Genomic DNA, 16241 nt, shown 5'->3' on the forward strand with positions numbered 1-16241 from the left:
GCTCACCCCTTAAGCTGTTCATATGTAGGAAGCCACACATCCTCTTCTTTCATCCGCTTTTCGATTCGTATCGTCATCCATCCAGCCACTCCAATGACAACAACCCCAACGATGTACCATTCGTTCGACTCAAACAACTCACGACCATTCAAAGCGATAAAGAAGGCGATCGTATTGAAACAGTCACTCCATAGTTGCTGGCGATAGCGATGCGCCAATGGTGGATTCAATGCTTGCCGCATCCGGGACCTTCGCATGTACATAACATTGACGGGGACGAGCGCTAGTCCGATATAGACAATTCCCCAAAACAGATGACCCGTCCATGATATAACTGGAAAGACGACAGTCAACAAGACACCGATGATCCCAAAGATGAGTTGTTGGAATGAACGAAACCACGCCCGTTCCTGTTCGATCCGTTCCTTCATCGTGCTTCCTCCAGCTCGAGGGCGCGTAACATCGGGTCATGCGCTTTTAAAGCCCGGTTCAAGCGGCGCGATACGACCTCGCTCATGATTCCCCAGATGACGACCGCGAACGCCCAATAGATGTTGTCGCGACTAAAAATCAATAGACCACCGACCATGATGACAAGCACACTCGTATTGACGATGTCGTACACCAACTGCCAACGGAGTAGCTTTTGGGCGGCTGACTCGACCAAAAACGAACGCCTCATCCGATATTTCGCCACGTCTGAAACGAACAGCGCGATGCCAACAAGCCCGAGCGGTACGGCAATCCACGTCGCCTGTCCAAAGAACATGAAAGCGAACGCTAGAATGACTACCGCCAATAAAGCGTAGCCGATGCGTGTGTGTCGTTGCTTCCATTCTCGTTCCCGTTCCATTCGAACTGATTGTGCCATTCCCTCTCCCCCTCACTCTTCTCCTTTTCTATACGAAATACCTTTCCAATTTGTTTCGCCTATTTTTAGGATTCTCTTTACAATCGTTCGACGTTTTTCAACAATTGCCGAAGGATTGTCCTCCACCCATATATAATTTCTGATATACTGATAGCGTATTCATACCTACAAATTTTCATGTGAAAGGTGCAGACCCTGATGTCCCCAAAGTATAAACAAGTCGCCGAACAGATTGAGACGGATATTATGAATCACGTCTATCAACATACGAACAAGCTCCTCACCGAGGACGAATACGCCACCAAGTACGGCGTCAGCCGCAACACGGTCCGAAAAGCAATCGAGATTCTCGTCAACAAAGGCTACGTCTATCAAGTGCAAGGGAGCGGCGTCTTCGTCCGTGACCATTATATGAGCGATTACGTGAACCTCGAGAAGTTGCAAGGTCTTACGAGCGACTTCAGTGGACGGAAAGTCGAAACGCAAGTCCTTGATTTCGAATTGACGACAGCGAACGACGAAGTCGCCGAACGGATGAAGTGCAACGTCGGGACACCCGTCTACTACGTCAAACGTCTCCGGCTCGTCGATGACCATCCGTTCTCGGTCGAGGATTCGTATTTCCGGAAAGATCTCGTCGTCTATCTCGACCGGAACATCACCGAGAAGTCGATCTACAACTACTTCCGCAACGACCAAAAACTCGCCATCGGTTTTGCCGACCGTGTCATTTACGCCGATTTTTTGAACGCAGAAGACGCGACACTGCTCGGACTGAAAGAGAACGACCCGGCCCTCCTCGTCGACAACACCGTCTATTTGACGAACGGTCAAATCTTCGACGTATCGCGCTCGACACATCATTTCCGCCATGTGAAGATGCTCAAAGTCTCTAACATCAAGTCCTAAACGCATTCGAGAGATTGTTCTCGTGTGCGTTTTTTTATGTTCACATTCCGGACGAAAAGAAAGGGTTTACATGTAAGCGGTCTCGTGCTACTATCAATTTGTATAATTTGTACCTATGAATTTTGGTTATCCATACAAAAAGGAGAGATACTATGGTTTCTGAAACAATCGAAATTACACCCGAAGATATTTTCGGTTTAATCGCTCTTTCAGGCGACGCCAAAGCGAGCTACCATCACGCGATGCTCTTGATGCAAGAAGGCAAAGCAGAGGAAGCGGCTGAAGCGGTCAAAGCTGGTGACGCGACATTGAAAGAAGCACACGCCATCCAGACGAAATTCGTCACACTCGAAGCACAAGGGAAAACGGCTACAGTCGGCGTCCTCATGGTGCACGCGCAAGACCACTTAATGAACACAATCCTCGTCAAAGAGATGCTCGGCTATATGATGAACATGCAAAACGAAATCAACCAATTGAAAGGAATGGATCAAAAATGATGAAAATCGGACTTTTCTGTGCAGCAGGTATGTCAACAAGTATGTTAGTAGAAAAAATGAAAGCGGTTGCCGCTGAGCGAGGAATCGATGCTGAAATCGCAGCTTACCCAGAGTCAGAAATGGAAACGTACGTGGACAACCTCGACGTCGCGCTTCTCGGACCACAAGTCAAATACTTGCTCGCGAAAGGCAAACAAATCTGTGAGCCTAAAGGTGTTCCAATCGACGTCATCAACACTGTCGACTATGGCATGATGAACGGAACGAAAGTATTAGACCACGCGTTAAAACTCGCAAATAAATAAACTGAGGTGACCACTTTGAAAATGCCAAACAATTTCTTGTTCGGCGCCGCATCGGCTTCTTACCAAGTCGAAGGTGCATGGAACGAGGACGGGAAAGGACTCTCAAACTGGGACGTCTTCTCGAAAATTCCTGGAAAAACATTTGAAGATACGAACGGCGACGTCGCAGTCGACCATTACCACCGTTATAAAGAAGACATCGCACTCATGGCGGAGATGGGACTCGAATCATACCGTTTCTCGATCTCATGGCCGCGCGTCTTCCCGAACGGCACAGGTGAGGTGAACGAAAAAGGACTCGAGTTTTACAACAACTTGATTGACGAGTGCTTGAAGCACAACATCGTCCCATTCGTGACACTCTACCACTGGGACCTCCCGCAAGCGCTTGAAGAAAAAGGCGGCTGGAAAAATCCAGAGACGGTTGACGCATTCGTCCGTTTCGCCGATACTTGCTTCCAATCGTTCGGCGACCGTGTCCGTCACTGGATCACGTTCAACGAAGCGGTCATCTTCTGCTCGCTCGGCTACTTGACTGGGGCACACCCGCCCGGCATCGAAGGCGACGTCAAAAGTTACTTCCAAACGACACACCACGTCTTCGTCGCTCACGCTCGTGCCGTCGAGTTGTTCAAACAAAACGGTTATGAAGGCGAAATCGGAATCACACACGTGTTCAACCCAGCGTTCAGCATCGATGACGCCGAAGAGAACAAGTTCGCCGAAATGCACGCGAACGCTTACTCGACGCATTGGTTCTATGACCCAATCTTGAAAGGTGAATACCCAGCATACGTCGTGAAAGGACTCGAAGAGCAAGGCCTTCTCCCTGAAATGACAGACGAAGAGCTCGACCTCTTGAAGCGCACGGCTTCGATGAACGACTTTATCGGCCTCAACTACTACAGCCCGCAACGCGTTATGAAAAATGACTCGGCGCTCGTCATGGCCGGTGGCCGTGAGAACTCGACAGGCCGCCCGGGTAACCCATCATTCGATGGCGTCTATAAGACGGTCATGATGGATGACAAGGTCTACACGAAATGGGCTTGGGAAATCTCACCGGAAGCGTTCCTTGACGGCATGCACATGCTCAAAGATCGTTACGGCGATGTGAAAATCTACATCACAGAGAACGGTCTCGGTGATGTCGACCCGATCGTGGACGGAGAAATCGTCGACGACGCTCGCATCGAATACATCGAAGGTCATATCCGCGCCGTGAAACACGCTGTCGAACAAGGTGTCAACGTCGCAGGTTACTACGCTTGGTCGGCCATCGATCTTCTCAGCTGGCTCAACGGATATAAGAAGCAATATGGCTTCATCTATGTTGACCACGCCAACGGGCTTGCTCGTAAGAAGAAAAAATCGTTCTACTGGTACAAAGACATTATCGCTACTCGCGCTGAAAACCTATAAGGAGGTTCCCCATGAGCCGCTTAGAAACCGTATTTGAAAAATTCACGCCAGGGTTCGTTCGTTTCGCGAACGCCAAGCCCGTCCTTGCTATTAAGGACGGGTTCATCCTGACGATGCCGATGACGATCATCGGATCATTGTTCTTGCTCATCCTTGCGCTCCCAATTCCAGGTTGGGCTGACTTCATGTCAGGATTGTTCGGAGCCGATTGGACGCTCCCACTCACGCAAGTCGTCGGTGCGACGTTCGACATTCTCGCTTTAATCGGTGTATTCGGAATCGCTTACTCGTATGTTAAAAACGAAAAAATCGAAGGTGTACCAGCTGGTATCCTCGGAATCATCTCGTTCTTGATCATCACGCAAGCGTCTGTCCTCTCTGAAGGTGGAGAAACAGTCGGCGGAGTCATCCCGAAAGTATGGACAGGCGGACAAGGTGTCCTCGCTGCCATCGTCGTCGGATTGGTCGTTGGATTCATTTATTCGCAGTTCATCAAACGCGGCATCAGCATCAAAATGCCTGACGGTGTTCCACCAGGCGTATCGAACTCATTCTCAGCACTCGTTCCTGGTCTTGCGATTATCACACTTGCGGTCGCGACATTTGCGATTTTCCAAGCGGTTGCCGATCGTACGTTCACAGAAGTCGTCTATGACGTGCTTCAAGCACCACTTCAAAACTTGACAGACACACTTGCCGGAGCCGTTATCATCATGGTGCTCATGTCAGTCATGTGGTGGTGTGGAATTCACGGTGCTGCCATCCTCATGGGGATTATGGGACCACTTCTTACAGCAAACGCGCTTCAAAACCAAGCACTTCTCGATGCGGGTGAAACACTCGTTGCCGGTGAGAACGCGAAAATCGTTACCATCCAGTTCCTCGACGTCTTCACGAAGCTCGGTGGATCAGGAATCACAATCGGGTTCATTATCGCAACACTCATCGTCGCCCGCTCGGCTCACTTGAAGCAACTCGGCAAGCTCTCGCTTGCACCAAGTCTCTTCAACATAAACGAGCCAGTCATCTTCGGGATGCCGATCGTATTCAACCCGATCATGTTCGTACCGTTCGTTATCGTGCCTGCGATTGCATCGTTCATGGTGTACTTCTCAATCCTTTGGGGCTGGGTCGATCCGTTCAACGCGCTTCAAGTGCCTTGGACGACACCACCAGTAATCTCCGGTTTCTTAATCGGCGGATGGCGTGCAGCGCTCTTGCAGATTGCAACGATTGCTATGGCCGTAGCCGTCTACCTCCCGTTCGTCCGCATGCAAGACCGCGTCTCGTACGGTGAAGAGTTGAAAGCACAAGAAGACGCAGACAAAGCGTCAGCCTAAGCCCAAGACAGCCCTTCTCAGCGATGAGAAGGGCTGTTGTATTTAGGAAAATGAGTATGAGAGTTGGTATATAGATGAAACGAAATTATACGGTCGCGTTCTGCTTATTAATGAGCGCCTCGTTCCTTGCCGGCATCGCCCTAGAGTCTGTCATCCCGTTCGTTCTTGGAGTCATCTTTCTGTTCGCAGCTGGCTTTCAAGCTAGAAAAGAAATCATTCATTAACAAGCAGCCAGCCTATTCGTAGTGCTGGCTGCTTTCGATTACAGATCTCGAATCGGATATGCGTCGGCGATTGCCTGTAACCCTTCCAAAAAACGCGTCACATTGCTCACAGACGTCTCAAACGTGAACGCAAGCTCCTCAGACTCACCTTCAAGCGGATGCTCGAGATACCCCTTTACCGTGACCTCATCCCCATCTCCGTCTCTTCTCGTCACCGTCAAGCTGACGAATGGTTCGGTCGGCTCAAAATCGACTTCGGATACGTCGCCCGCTACGAATGACTCGAACATTGGTATGTAGTGAGCCACGAGCAGACTGTCGAGCATGACGTCATCGAACGTGATGCGATGGTCCGGCGTATGGAGCCCGACCCAATTACGATGCCAGGCCGCGTCATGGATGTTGTCGGCGTCAGGATAGGCGTACGCATAGCTCTCGATTGTCACATCACACGACTCGTCTCGTGACATCAGTTTGGCGATTGGCATCGTTATCCGTCCTTCCTGAGCGAATAACCGTCAATCTCCTGCAGACGCATCCGTTTCTGATCGACGGCCGCATGGACGATGACCGTCACTCCTGGGTTGAGCTCCATCATCTTCTTGATTTTCGTCAAGTCGTCCCCTTTAATCTCGACCGGCAGGATAAACTCGCCTTCCTTCAAATGGATGAACTTGATTTTCCCTTTGTCGTCATACCCTGTCACTTCGTACGTCGCATACTCGCGTTTCATTTGAACGGCCCCTTTCATTTGTTGTCCTCTTCTATACGTTCCCTGACCGAATACGTTCCACACAAAAAATCCATCCCTGTAGCGGCAGGGATGGATCTATCTTACGCCTCGACGCTATCCGCGTGTTTGGCTTTATGGTCCGCGATGACATCGGCGTACCATTTTGCGCTGTCTTTCCAGACGCGCTCTTGCGTGTCGAAGTCGATGTAGAGAATGCCGAAACGCTTCTCATAACCGAAGCTCCATTCGAAGTTGTCCATCAAGGACCAAAGATAGTAGCCAGCGATGTTCATGCCTTCATCGTTCAAGTCGGATACGGCTGTGAGGTGCTTTTTAACGTAGTCGATGCGTTTCACGTCATGGACTTCACCGTTCTCAAGCACGTCGTCGTAAGCCGCGCCGTTCTCTGTGATGATGATTGGAAGGTCTGTGTACTCGTTACGTAAGCGACGGATCAGGTCTTTGAATTCGTTCGGGGCGATATCCCAGCCCATGCCCGTCTTGTCGTAATCGGAGTACGCAGCCACCGTCATGAAGTCGTTCGCAGCGCTGAACTCAACGAGTCCGCGGCTGTAGAAGTTGATACCGAAGAAGTCGCACTCTGTCGAGATCGTCTCCATGTCACCTGGTTTGATGAAATCGTACGTGTGAACGTATTTCGCAAACAAGTTCATCATGTCTACCGGATATTGACCTTTGAATACTGGATCGAGGAACCAGCGATTCGAGTAACCGTCTGAGTTGTTTTGGGCGAGACGGTCGTTGACCGAGTCCGTCTTCGCATAGACCGGTGACAAGTTGAGCGTGATGCCGATTGGCGTCGTCGACTTCAACTCGTTCTTCAACAGTTCGACCGCTTTTCCGTGCGAGAGCAGCATATGGTGCACAGCGCGGACCGCTTCGTTCATGTCGCGATGTCCCGGTGCGTGGACACCGACGTGATAGCCGAGGAATCCAGCACACCATGGCTCGTTGTGCGTGATCCACGAGTCGACGATGCCGTCGAGTTCATCGAAACACACTTTGGCGTAGTCAAGGAACCAGTCGACCGAGTCGCGGTTCACCCAGCCACCTTCATTGTGGGCCCACATCGGGAGATCCCAGTGGTAGAGCGTGACGGCCGGCTTGATGCCTTCCTCACGGAGGCGTGTCGCAAGCGTCTTGTAGAACGCCATCCCAGCCGGGTTGAACTCACCTTTCGCCGGGAAAATACGAGGCCATGCGATCGAGAAGCGATACGTGTCGACACCGAGCTGTTTGATATGCTGGATGTCTTCTTCGAAGCGATGGTAGTGGTCACACGCGACGTCACCGTTATGCTTCTCGAACACACGTCCGTCGATGTCGCAGAACATGTCCCAAATCGACGGAGTGCGCCCGTCCTCGTTATGCGCGCCTTCAATCTGATACGACGAAGTCGCGGTCCCGAAGACGAAGTCTTTGTTAAACTGCATAGTCAATTCCTCTTTTCTCTCTAGTTATTCTTTGACCGCACCAGCCGAGATACTGCTGACGATGTATTTCGACAAGAACAAGAAGGCGATCATGATCGGCACGACCGAAATGGCGATACCGAGGTAAAGGGCACCGAGGTTCTCGGCGACTTGCGAACCTTTCAAGAAGCCCATGAGGACCGGCAACGTGTACTTCTCAGGTGAGAACAAGAGCACGAGCGGCATCAAGTAGTTGTTCCATGAGCCGATGAACGTAAAGATTGACATCGTCGCGACGGCCGGCATCATCATCGGGAGCGCAATCGTATGGAAGATGCGCAGTTCGCTCGCTCCATCGATGCGCGCCGCTTCAATCATACTGACGTGCAGCGTCGCTTGTGTGTACTGGCGGATGAAGAAGACGACGAACGGACTGGCGATTGACGGGATGATGAGCGGGATGAACGAATCGAGAATCCCGAGCGTCTTCGAAATCTCGTAGAACCCGATGAGTCCAAGTTGCCCTGGGACCATCATCATGACGAGCATGAAGATGAACATCACGTTTTTGCCTTTGAAGTTATAGAACGCGAATCCAAACGCGGTCATCGCTGAGAAGTAACCAGAGAGCAACGTCACGAGCACCGCGACGATCAAACTGTTTTTAAAGCCGGTCCAGATGTTGATATAGTCACTCAAAATCGCATAGTTTTCGACGAGCGCCGATCCCGGGATGAGCGAGAAACCAGACATGATTTCACCGTTCGTCCTAGTCGCGTTGACGAGCATCATCAAGAACGGGATGAAACAGACAATCGTCAAGATAATCAAGCCCGTGTAAATCAAGCCACGGCTAAACCATTTCTTTTTCGGTTTCTTACTGGGCGGTAGCACACGGAGCGGTTTCTCCTCGCGCGGCGGCTGAACTTCGCTGTCGGCGAGCATACGCCGTGATTCTGCATTTTGTTCCATTGCTTATGCTCCCTTCTGCGCAGCGCGTTCTTTACGGAACATACCTTTGAAGACGATCGCCGAGAAGACGAGTGTAATCAAGAACAAGCCGTAAGCGACCGCTGCCGCATAGCCATAGTTGTTATACTTGAATGCTTGGTTGTACAAGTAGAGAACCATCGTGTTCAGTGAGCCGTCTGGTGCACCGATTCCATCCGTCAATAAGAGTGGAAGATCGAACAGTTGGAGACCACCGATGAGCGACGTGATCATGATGTACAAAAGAATCGGTTTGAGTAATGGGACCGTGACGTTCGTGAACATCTGCCAACGGTTCGCGCCATCGATATGGGCGGCTTCGAAGAAGTCTTGTGAAATCCCCGATACACCGGCCATGACGATGATGAACGAGTGACCGAACCACATCCATGTCAAAATGAGTGAGACGGACAGTTGTGCCGTCACCGGTTGCGATAACCAATTGATCGGGTCAGAGATGATACCAAGTTTTAAGAGCATCATGTTGAGTGATCCATGCTGCCAGTCGAGCAAGATTCCGAACAAGAGCGCGACCGAACTGATTGTGATCAAGTTAGGAAGATAGAAGAATGAACGGAAGAACGCGAGGCCCTTCAACTTCAAACGTAAATCTGAGAACAAGAGCGCGAGTGCCAGCGCGAGACCGATTTGCAAGACAAAGTTTATTCCCCAAATCTTGATCGTATTGACGAACGCCTCGATGAAGTATGTGTCTGTCAACAGGCGCGCGTAGTTCGCAAAGCCGACGACCTCTTCTCCTTGGCTGCCGGTATAGTTGGTGAAACTGTAGTACAGGGTCAAGAAGACCGGGTAGATACTGAATGTCAAAAAGACGACCCAAAATGGGGCAATAAACGCATAGCCGTAACGGTCTAGTTTTTTCACGTCGTGTTACTCCTTCCATAGCAACCCTTCAGGGGGGAAATCCCCCACGGGTTAGCTTGCTTCAGTCAACTGTAATGTCTGGGTAAGCGTTCTTCGCTTGTTTTTTGAACTCTTCGATTGCTTCTTCTTTCGACTTCTTACCTTCTACGTACTGAAGGACTGAAGCGCCGTAGAGCGTGTCGAGTTGTTGGTCGTATTTCGTGACAATCCCTGGTGTGATTTCATCCGCTTGCTCGAGGAAGAAGTCATAGTTGTTCTGTCCGCCGAGGAACTCGTCGCTGAAGTCATCTTTGATTTTGTCGGTAACTGGTTTGTAAGCGAGGACGTCGCCTGTCTCTTCAGCCCAGCCAGTCAAGAACTCTTCGTCTTGTGTCATGAGCTTAACGAAATCGTATGCAGCTTCTTTATTTTTCGATCCTTCATATACACCGAGCCATGTGCCACCCCAGAAGTACGGGCTTGGACCGTTCGTGACTGCCCAGTCACCAGCTGTGTCTTTCGCACTGTCTTTCAAGACGCTGTGAAGACCCCATGTCGGGAGGACGTAAGAGAAGACTTGTGTCTCTGTCTCTTTGCCGCCTTCTTTAACTTTGATTGGCTTCGACATACCTTCGAACCAAGATGGTGACCATTCTGGAGCAAGTGCCGTGTATTGTTTCTCACGAAGTTCTTTCGCGTAGTCCATGTAGTTGATTTTGTCTTCTGTCAACACGAGTTCGTTCTTGTCGTTTACCCATGCTTCTGGGTTCGCGCCTTGTGAGAACCAACGGATCGCGCCTTCGTCTGGGAACATTTTGTAGCCTTTTTGCTTCATTTTCTCAGCAACTTCGAAGACGCCGTCCATCGAACTCATCATGTTGCCGATTTCAGTCGGGTCATCCGTACCGAGCACTTCTTTTGCTAAGCTACGTTTGTAGTAGACGCCACCTGGTGTCGTTTGCCATGAGAGAGCGCGCACGTTGCCATCTTTGTCTTTCCCGAGGTCGAAGACGTAAGGAATGTAGTCGTCTGAGATTTCATTGACGTTGTAAGGCTCATCTGAAAGGTTTTCCCAGTAGCCTGCGTCAACCCATTGTTTGAGGAACGCGATTTCGCCTGTGAAGACGTCCGGTGCCCCAACGCCGCTTTCAAGTGCCGGCTTAAGTTTTGTCGGATAGTCCGCGATTGGAACGATTGTCAATTCGACCTTGACGCCGTTCTTCTCTTCGTATGTTTTGATTGGCTCTTTAAGCTCGTCCGTGAACGACCAAACTTTAAGTACGTCGTCTTTGCCGCCTGTCGCTTCTGAAGATCCTTCGTCGTTTGAGCACGCGCCTAAGACGCCGACTGATAGTGCTCCGATAGAGAGTAAGCTAACTAATTTTTTACGCATGAGTGAACCATCCTTTATAAGTAGTTTTTAGAAAGCGTTTTCAAGGAGAGGTAATAATTTATCGAAAGCGCTTTCGAAAATAACTAAATAAAATATCGAAAGCGGTTTCGATTCGAGGTAAATGATTTTCGAAATCGCTCTCTTCTCTCCAATCCGCTGAAGCGAACAGAGCGACTTCGAAACATCATCGTGACTTCTTTACTTTTTAATCGGTGCGCATGACGCCCGTTCAATCAAGCGGACTGGGATGACGCGTCGTTCCGTGCGTCGTTCTTTGGCCGTCATCTGTTCAATCAACAGCTCGGCCGCCGCTTCCCCGATTTCGTCCGTATCTTGACGAATCGTTGTCAGCTTTGGAGTGATGTACTTGATCATCTCGATATCATCGTAACCGATGATAGAGATGTCTTCTGGCACCCGGAGGCCATGTTCATGAACGGCTTCAATCGCGCCGATGGCCATTTGGTCACCTGCGACGAAGACGGCAGTCGGCGGAGATGGGAGTTGCAATAGCTGCTCCATCGCTTGTTTGCCTTCCTCGACCGAGAAGAACCCGGCGTTCACCAAGTATCCTGGTTGAATCGGTAAATCGAGCGCGTGCATGGCAAGCTCATACCCTTTGACCCGGGCCGCCCCAGCGTCAATCGACGAATCGCCGGCGATATGTGCGATGGCGCGATGGCCTAACTCATACAAGTAGTTCACAGCCATGCGGGCCCCTTCCGCGTTGTCCGAATAGACGACGCTACAGTTGGCGCTGTCCATATCGACCACGACAATCGGGATGTCGCTTTGCATGAGTTCTTGTACTTGTTCATCCATCCGGTCCGAGCAAATGACGACAATGCCGTCGACCGCTCGGTGTTTGAAGTGCTCGAGGTAACTCATGTCGCGGTTGCGGAGGTTACGCGAGGCGAAGATTAAATCATATCCGTGTTCCTCGGTGGCGTGACGGAAACTTTCAATGATGCCATTGAAGAACGGATGCTTCATTCCGACTTCGTTCGCTTCTGAGAACATGACCCCGATCGCCCACGACTTTTTCGTCGATAACGACTGCGCGTGCGCGTTCGGCAGATAGTCCATCTCAGCCGCGGCTTTTAATATTTTGGCTCTCGTCTTTTCGCTGACGTCTTTATAGTTATTCAACGCTTTAGAGACGGTCGTAATCGAAAAGCCCGTTTTTTTTGCTAAATCATAAATCGTACCCATGTCAGTCTCCTCTTCCCGAAAGCGCTTTCGGTAATTTGATTGTAGCGCACGAATTTGTAGGAATCAATTCTTTTTCGTGGAATATTTTGAGATTTATTTTCGTGCCGTGTTTCTTCAATATTACTGCATCGACTTGCTTTTTGTCGTCAGTGTGTTCGTGTATACAACCAAACGAGATTCGTAAATTTCTGCACTTCCGTCTCCCCGGTCACGCCTTTAAACAGACGTTGGAACGGTTTGAGCAATTGCTCGATGACGATTTTCCGGAGCCGGTCTTGGTGCAACTCATACGTAATCGCCTCAAACAAATCCTCTTGTTCTTCAGTCATCTTGACATGCGCGTGAATCCGTTCCGCCATCTCAATCAATTCGTCTTTCGTGACGAGATTTTTATCGGTCGTCCCACGCATTTGATCAACTGTGACCGGGTTTAGAATGTGCTCCCCTGTCTCGATCATACGGTTTGCCATCAGTTCCACGTAAGCGTATAAGTTTCGCACCAACTTTTGAATCGAGTACGCCGTATTCGTGATGCGGAGCGTGAACATGACATGCTGTAACATCCCATTGAAAAGTACAGTCAATTCGACCGAATACGGACGAATCGGTTCGCCAATAATCTCAGTCAAACGCATCGCGAGCCACTCAATCTCATAGACGCGATGTTGCAAGACTAGCTTCTTCAACTCGGGCTCGTTCGCCGACATGATCGACTCGAACAAGGCGTGCAAGTTCCGCTCTTCATTCAATTGAATCAAAATCGAGATCTGTTCAATGAAGACGTCCTTGTCCCGTTTGTCCCGTCCCATCTGCATCTCGATTCGGCGTTGGCCGGCGTCATAGCGCAAGTTTTCGAGAATGTTGGCGACACAGTCCGTCTTCGAGGCGAAATAGTTGTAGAACGTCCCTTTCGAGATATTGGCCCGCTCGATAATTTCTTGAACCGACGTCTGCTGCACCCCGTTCTCGATGAACAGGTTCATGGCGACATCAGCGACTTTTCGTTTCTTATCTTTCATAGAATCATGGCTCCGTTCTGCTTGTTTTGTACCTTAAGTATATCATTTTGAACTGGCAGTACAAAATGGTTGATTTATTTGTACAACGGGTATAAAATCATCACATCGACACTTACTAGTATATAACTATTCAGAACATAAAGGAGCAACTCGTATGAAACCAGAATTCCAAAAGAAACCGCCGTACCTCATGCTCGCGGTTCTCTTTGCAGGGGCGTTCATCGCCTTCCTGAACAACTCATTATTGAACGTCGCGCTCCCATCGATCATGGTCGACTTAGAAATCGCCGACTACTCGACGGTCCAATGGCTCGCGACCGGCTTTATGCTCGTGACGGGCGTACTCGTCCCGGCATCGGCCTACTTGATCACCCGGTTCTCAAACCGGAGCCTCTTCATCACGTCGATGGCGATTTTCGCTCTCGGGACGGCCATCGCCGCTTTCTCTCCGAACTTCGGTGTCTTACTAGCCGGTCGGATGATTCAAGCGGTCGGGGCGTCGACGATGGGACCGCTCTTGATGAACGTCATGCTCGTCAGTTTCCCGCGTGAAAAACGTGGAACGGCGATGGGGATTTTCGGTCTCGTCATGATTTCAGCACCAGCCATCGGTCCGACACTCTCGGGCTACATCGTCGAATACTACGACTGGCGCGTCTTGTTCGAGATGATTCTCCCGCTCGCCATCATCGGGCTCGGGCTTGCCATTTGGAAAGCCGAGAACGTCATGGTGCAAAATAAAGAGCAATCGCTCGACTATCTATCGCTCGTCCTATCGACGATCGGTTTCGGTGGCGTCTTGTATGGTGTCAGCTCAGCGAGTTCGGATGGTTGGGATAACCCAATCGTCTTGACGACGATGATTGTCGGATTCGTCGCACTGATCGCCTTCGTCATCCGTCAGCTCAACATGGAGAAACCACTGCTCGACCTACGGGCATATAAATATCCAATGTTCGCGCTCGCCTCAATCATCGCGGTCGTCAACGCCGTCGCCATGTTCTCGGGGATGATTTTGACACCGGCTTACGTCCAGAGCGTCCGCGGCATCTCACCGCTCGACTCGGGGCTCATGCTGTTGCCAGGTGCCATCATCATGGGAATCATGTCACCGATCACCGGCAAGCTGTTTGATAAATTCGGACCGAAGTTGCTCTCTATCACGGGTCTCACGATTACGGCCATCTCGACGTATATGCTCGCCCACGTCCAACTCGATTCGACGTACACGTATATCGTCACGACGTACACGCTCCGCATGTTCGGGATGTCGATGGTGATGATGCCGATCATGACCAATGGTCTCAACCAGCTACCGACGAGCCTCAACCCGCACGGAACGGCCATTAACAACACGGCCCAACAAGTATCCGGTGCGATCGGGACGGCAGTCCTCGTCACCATCATGAACTCGGTGACGAAAACAGAAGCCGAGTCACTTATGACCGGCGTCGACCCAGCGACACTCACCGAGAGTTCGATGGGTGCGTTGACGCAGCAAGCGTTACTTTCAGGGATTCAGTATTCGTTCTATGTCGCGCTCGGCATGAACATTTTGGCGCTCGTCCTCGCCTTCTTCGTGAAACGAGTCGATGTTAAAAAACTCAATTTCAAAGAAGACGCAGAAGAACTCAAAAAAGCGAATTAACAAAACAAGCCGTCCTGTTCGATTAGGACGGCTTGTTTTCTGTTTATCTCTTTGTAAAACTCAAGTCATGCCGACTCGGATGTTCCGGGTCGAACTGGCGAATCTTGCGTTCGTAATACATCGTCGTCGCCGCTTGGCCCGCAACCGCCCCGAAGAAAATCATCATCCATAAGAACAGATTTGACTGGAATCCATGTTTAAATAACAGGCAGAACCCGATGGCTCCGAACAGCGAGACAGCGTTGCGCCCAAGATACGTGCGACGAATGAACTTCTGGACGGACGGTTCGGCTGTCAACCGTTGCATGAATCGGCTCTCGCGCCATTCCAGGTAAATCAACACGACGAGCGCCGCTAAGAAGACGATTCCATTACCCGTTTGAAACTCGTTTATAACTAATAACACAAATGACATCCCGACCGCGATGACGACTGATACGTGCAATGGCATCCATCGTTTTTGATACGATTGAATCGAACGCATGCGTGCTTGTTTCTTCATTCCCATCACCTCGTCTTTAGTTACGTGAGCAAACTGGTTTTAGTTTCGTTAAAAGAAATGCTTCATGATTCACCTTCATAAATTTGGATGATTCCTCCCGTTTAATCGAAATGAAATAATTAATAAACCTAATATATGGTATTATTTTCATAGTTTATTCGTTGATTATGGGAGGAATAAGGATGAAGCGTGTAGTCGTTTATTGGGTAGGAGTTACTTTAATACTATTTTCATTGATTAGTTCGACACCGTCCGTTTCAGCTGCGTCAAAAAAAGAAAATCGTGCTATTATGGGAACATCAGCATTAACACCTCAACAGATGGCGGACTTTGTCAAAAAGAAAAATCCAAAAAACGTCCGGCTTCAAGCTGTGACCGTCGAAGAGCTCGCCAAACTGTTCATCGTCATCGGTGCAAAAGAAGGTGTCCGTGGCGATGTCGCGTTCGCGCAAGCATTGAAGGAGACCGGTTACTTCAGTTACAAAGGTGACGTGCTCCCGAGGCAACATAATTATGCGGGCATCGGAACGGTCGGTAACGGGGTAAAAGGCCATACGTTCCGCTCGCCTTTCCAAGGCGTCACGGCCCATATTCAGCACCTGAAAGCATACGCTTCGAAAGACAAACTGAACATGAAGCTCGTGGACCCTCGCTTCCGTTACGTGAAACGAGCATCCGCACCAACATGGCCCGCCCTCCAAGGCAAGTGGGCGATGCAACCGAGAGGCAACTATGGCAACGACGTCCTTGCAATCTACAAAGAGATAGAACGGACAAAACTTCGCGTCGCCAAAAAATGAATGACCTACAATGACTTACAGGGGTGAAAGATAGTGACTTGCAACCAAGTACGATTGTTTAGCGGACTCGCACTTC

General features: G+C 50.1%; 19 protein-coding genes. 8 read left to right on the forward strand and 11 right to left on the reverse strand.

The genetic code is table 11. The annotated features are described in order from the left end of the window. Window positions 1-2: 2 nt before the first annotated feature. Together KNP80_RS13145 and KNP80_RS13150 are read right to left on the reverse strand one after the other, a co-directional pair. Window positions 3-431 (reverse strand): hypothetical protein, encoded by a 429-nt coding sequence (locus KNP80_RS13145; protein ID WP_214803474.1) that lies wholly within the window; start codon window positions 429-431, stop codon window positions 3-5. Then, on the reverse strand, window positions 428-871 hold the full coding sequence (locus KNP80_RS13150; protein ID WP_214834912.1) for a hypothetical protein: 444 nt from the start codon (window positions 869-871) through the stop codon (window positions 428-430). The genes KNP80_RS13145 and KNP80_RS13150 overlap by 4 nt, the downstream gene beginning before the upstream one ends. A 198-nt stretch (window positions 872-1069) precedes the next feature. On the opposite strand from KNP80_RS13150, the gene KNP80_RS13155 reads away from it, so the two are divergent. The 6 genes from KNP80_RS13155 to KNP80_RS13180 all read left to right on the forward strand — a co-directional run bounded on the left by KNP80_RS13155 (window position 1070) and on the right by KNP80_RS13180 (window position 5571). After that, window positions 1070-1780, forward strand: coding sequence for a GntR family transcriptional regulator (locus tag KNP80_RS13155; RefSeq protein WP_214834031.1), 711 nt, complete (start codon window positions 1070-1072; stop codon window positions 1778-1780). A 152-nt stretch (window positions 1781-1932) separates the two neighbouring features. Further along, on the forward strand, window positions 1933-2280 hold the full coding sequence (locus KNP80_RS13160; RefSeq protein ID WP_021065301.1) for a PTS lactose/cellobiose transporter subunit IIA: 348 nt from the start codon (window positions 1933-1935) through the stop codon (window positions 2278-2280). Continuing rightward, complete coding sequence (locus KNP80_RS13165) at window positions 2277-2585, forward strand: PTS sugar transporter subunit IIB (RefSeq protein ID WP_285801051.1); 309 nt, start codon at window positions 2277-2279, stop codon at window positions 2583-2585. Before KNP80_RS13160 ends, KNP80_RS13165 begins: the two co-directional genes overlap by 4 nt. A 15-nt stretch (window positions 2586-2600) precedes the next feature. Further along, complete coding sequence (locus tag KNP80_RS13170; RefSeq protein ID WP_214754572.1) at window positions 2601-4007, forward strand: GH1 family beta-glucosidase; 1407 nt, start codon at window positions 2601-2603, stop codon at window positions 4005-4007. Between the two features lie 11 nt (window positions 4008-4018). Beyond that, entirely contained in the window at window positions 4019-5347 is a 1329-nt protein-coding gene (locus tag KNP80_RS13175; protein ID WP_214834913.1) for a PTS sugar transporter subunit IIC, read from the forward strand. 74 nt (window positions 5348-5421) lie between these two features. Further along, window positions 5422-5571 (forward strand): hypothetical protein, encoded by a 150-nt coding sequence (locus KNP80_RS13180; RefSeq protein ID WP_214834025.1) that lies wholly within the window; start codon window positions 5422-5424, stop codon window positions 5569-5571. A 38-nt stretch (window positions 5572-5609) separates the two neighbouring features. Here KNP80_RS13180 and KNP80_RS13185 read toward each other — a convergent pair whose 3' ends face one another. The 8 genes from KNP80_RS13185 to KNP80_RS13220 form a co-directional block, all read right to left on the reverse strand. After that, window positions 5610-6059 (reverse strand): WapI family immunity protein, encoded by a 450-nt coding sequence (locus KNP80_RS13185; RefSeq protein ID WP_214716126.1) that lies wholly within the window; start codon window positions 6057-6059, stop codon window positions 5610-5612. 2 nt (window positions 6060-6061) lie between these two features. Continuing rightward, a complete protein-coding gene (locus tag KNP80_RS13190) occupies window positions 6062-6304 on the reverse strand; it encodes a hypothetical protein (protein WP_144060641.1) in 243 nt (80 codons plus the stop codon). A 101-nt stretch (window positions 6305-6405) separates the two neighbouring features. Further along, window positions 6406-7758, reverse strand: coding sequence for a GH1 family beta-glucosidase (locus tag KNP80_RS13195; RefSeq protein ID WP_214834914.1), 1353 nt, complete (start codon window positions 7756-7758; stop codon window positions 6406-6408). Window positions 7759-7782: 24 nt separating this feature from the next. Beyond that, on the reverse strand, window positions 7783-8709 hold the full coding sequence (locus KNP80_RS13200) for a carbohydrate ABC transporter permease (protein WP_214716118.1): 927 nt from the start codon (window positions 8707-8709) through the stop codon (window positions 7783-7785). A gap of 3 nt (window positions 8710-8712) precedes the next feature. Next, on the reverse strand, window positions 8713-9612 hold the full coding sequence (locus tag KNP80_RS13205) for a carbohydrate ABC transporter permease (RefSeq protein WP_021065310.1): 900 nt from the start codon (window positions 9610-9612) through the stop codon (window positions 8713-8715). Window positions 9613-9673: 61 nt separating this feature from the next. Next, entirely contained in the window at window positions 9674-10984 is a 1311-nt protein-coding gene (locus KNP80_RS13210; protein WP_214834915.1) for an ABC transporter substrate-binding protein, read from the reverse strand. 198 nt (window positions 10985-11182) lie between these two features. Then, window positions 11183-12196, reverse strand: a complete 1014-nt coding sequence (locus tag KNP80_RS13215; RefSeq protein WP_214834916.1) for a LacI family DNA-binding transcriptional regulator — start codon at window positions 12194-12196, stop codon at window positions 11183-11185. Window positions 12197-12342: 146 nt separating this feature from the next. Further along, a complete protein-coding gene (locus KNP80_RS13220; RefSeq protein WP_214720130.1) occupies window positions 12343-13215 on the reverse strand; it encodes a TetR/AcrR family transcriptional regulator in 873 nt (290 codons plus the stop codon). Window positions 13216-13369: 154 nt separating this feature from the next. Between KNP80_RS13220 and KNP80_RS13225 the strand changes: the two genes are divergently transcribed. Beyond that, window positions 13370-14863: an MDR family MFS transporter gene (locus tag KNP80_RS13225; protein WP_214834917.1), complete on the forward strand. Its 1494-nt coding sequence runs from the start codon at window positions 13370-13372 to the stop codon at window positions 14861-14863. 43 nt (window positions 14864-14906) lie between these two features. Here the strand turns inward: KNP80_RS13225 and KNP80_RS13230 are convergent, their stop codons facing one another. Then, entirely contained in the window at window positions 14907-15365 is a 459-nt protein-coding gene (locus KNP80_RS13230; protein ID WP_214834007.1) for a hypothetical protein, read from the reverse strand. Between the two features lie 290 nt (window positions 15366-15655). Between KNP80_RS13230 and KNP80_RS13235 the strand changes: the two genes are divergently transcribed. Next, window positions 15656-16165 carry a glucosaminidase domain-containing protein gene (locus tag KNP80_RS13235; protein WP_251129027.1) on the forward strand — a complete coding sequence of 170 codons (510 nt, stop codon included), beginning with the start codon at window positions 15656-15658 and terminating at the stop codon, window positions 16163-16165. The last annotated feature ends 76 nt before the right edge of the window (window positions 16166-16241 follow it).

The sequence above is a fragment of the Exiguobacterium sp. E4787 genome, assembly GCF_018618375.1.
GTDB classification, from domain to species: Bacteria; Bacillota; Bacilli; order Exiguobacteriales; family Exiguobacteriaceae; genus Exiguobacterium; species Exiguobacterium chiriqhucha.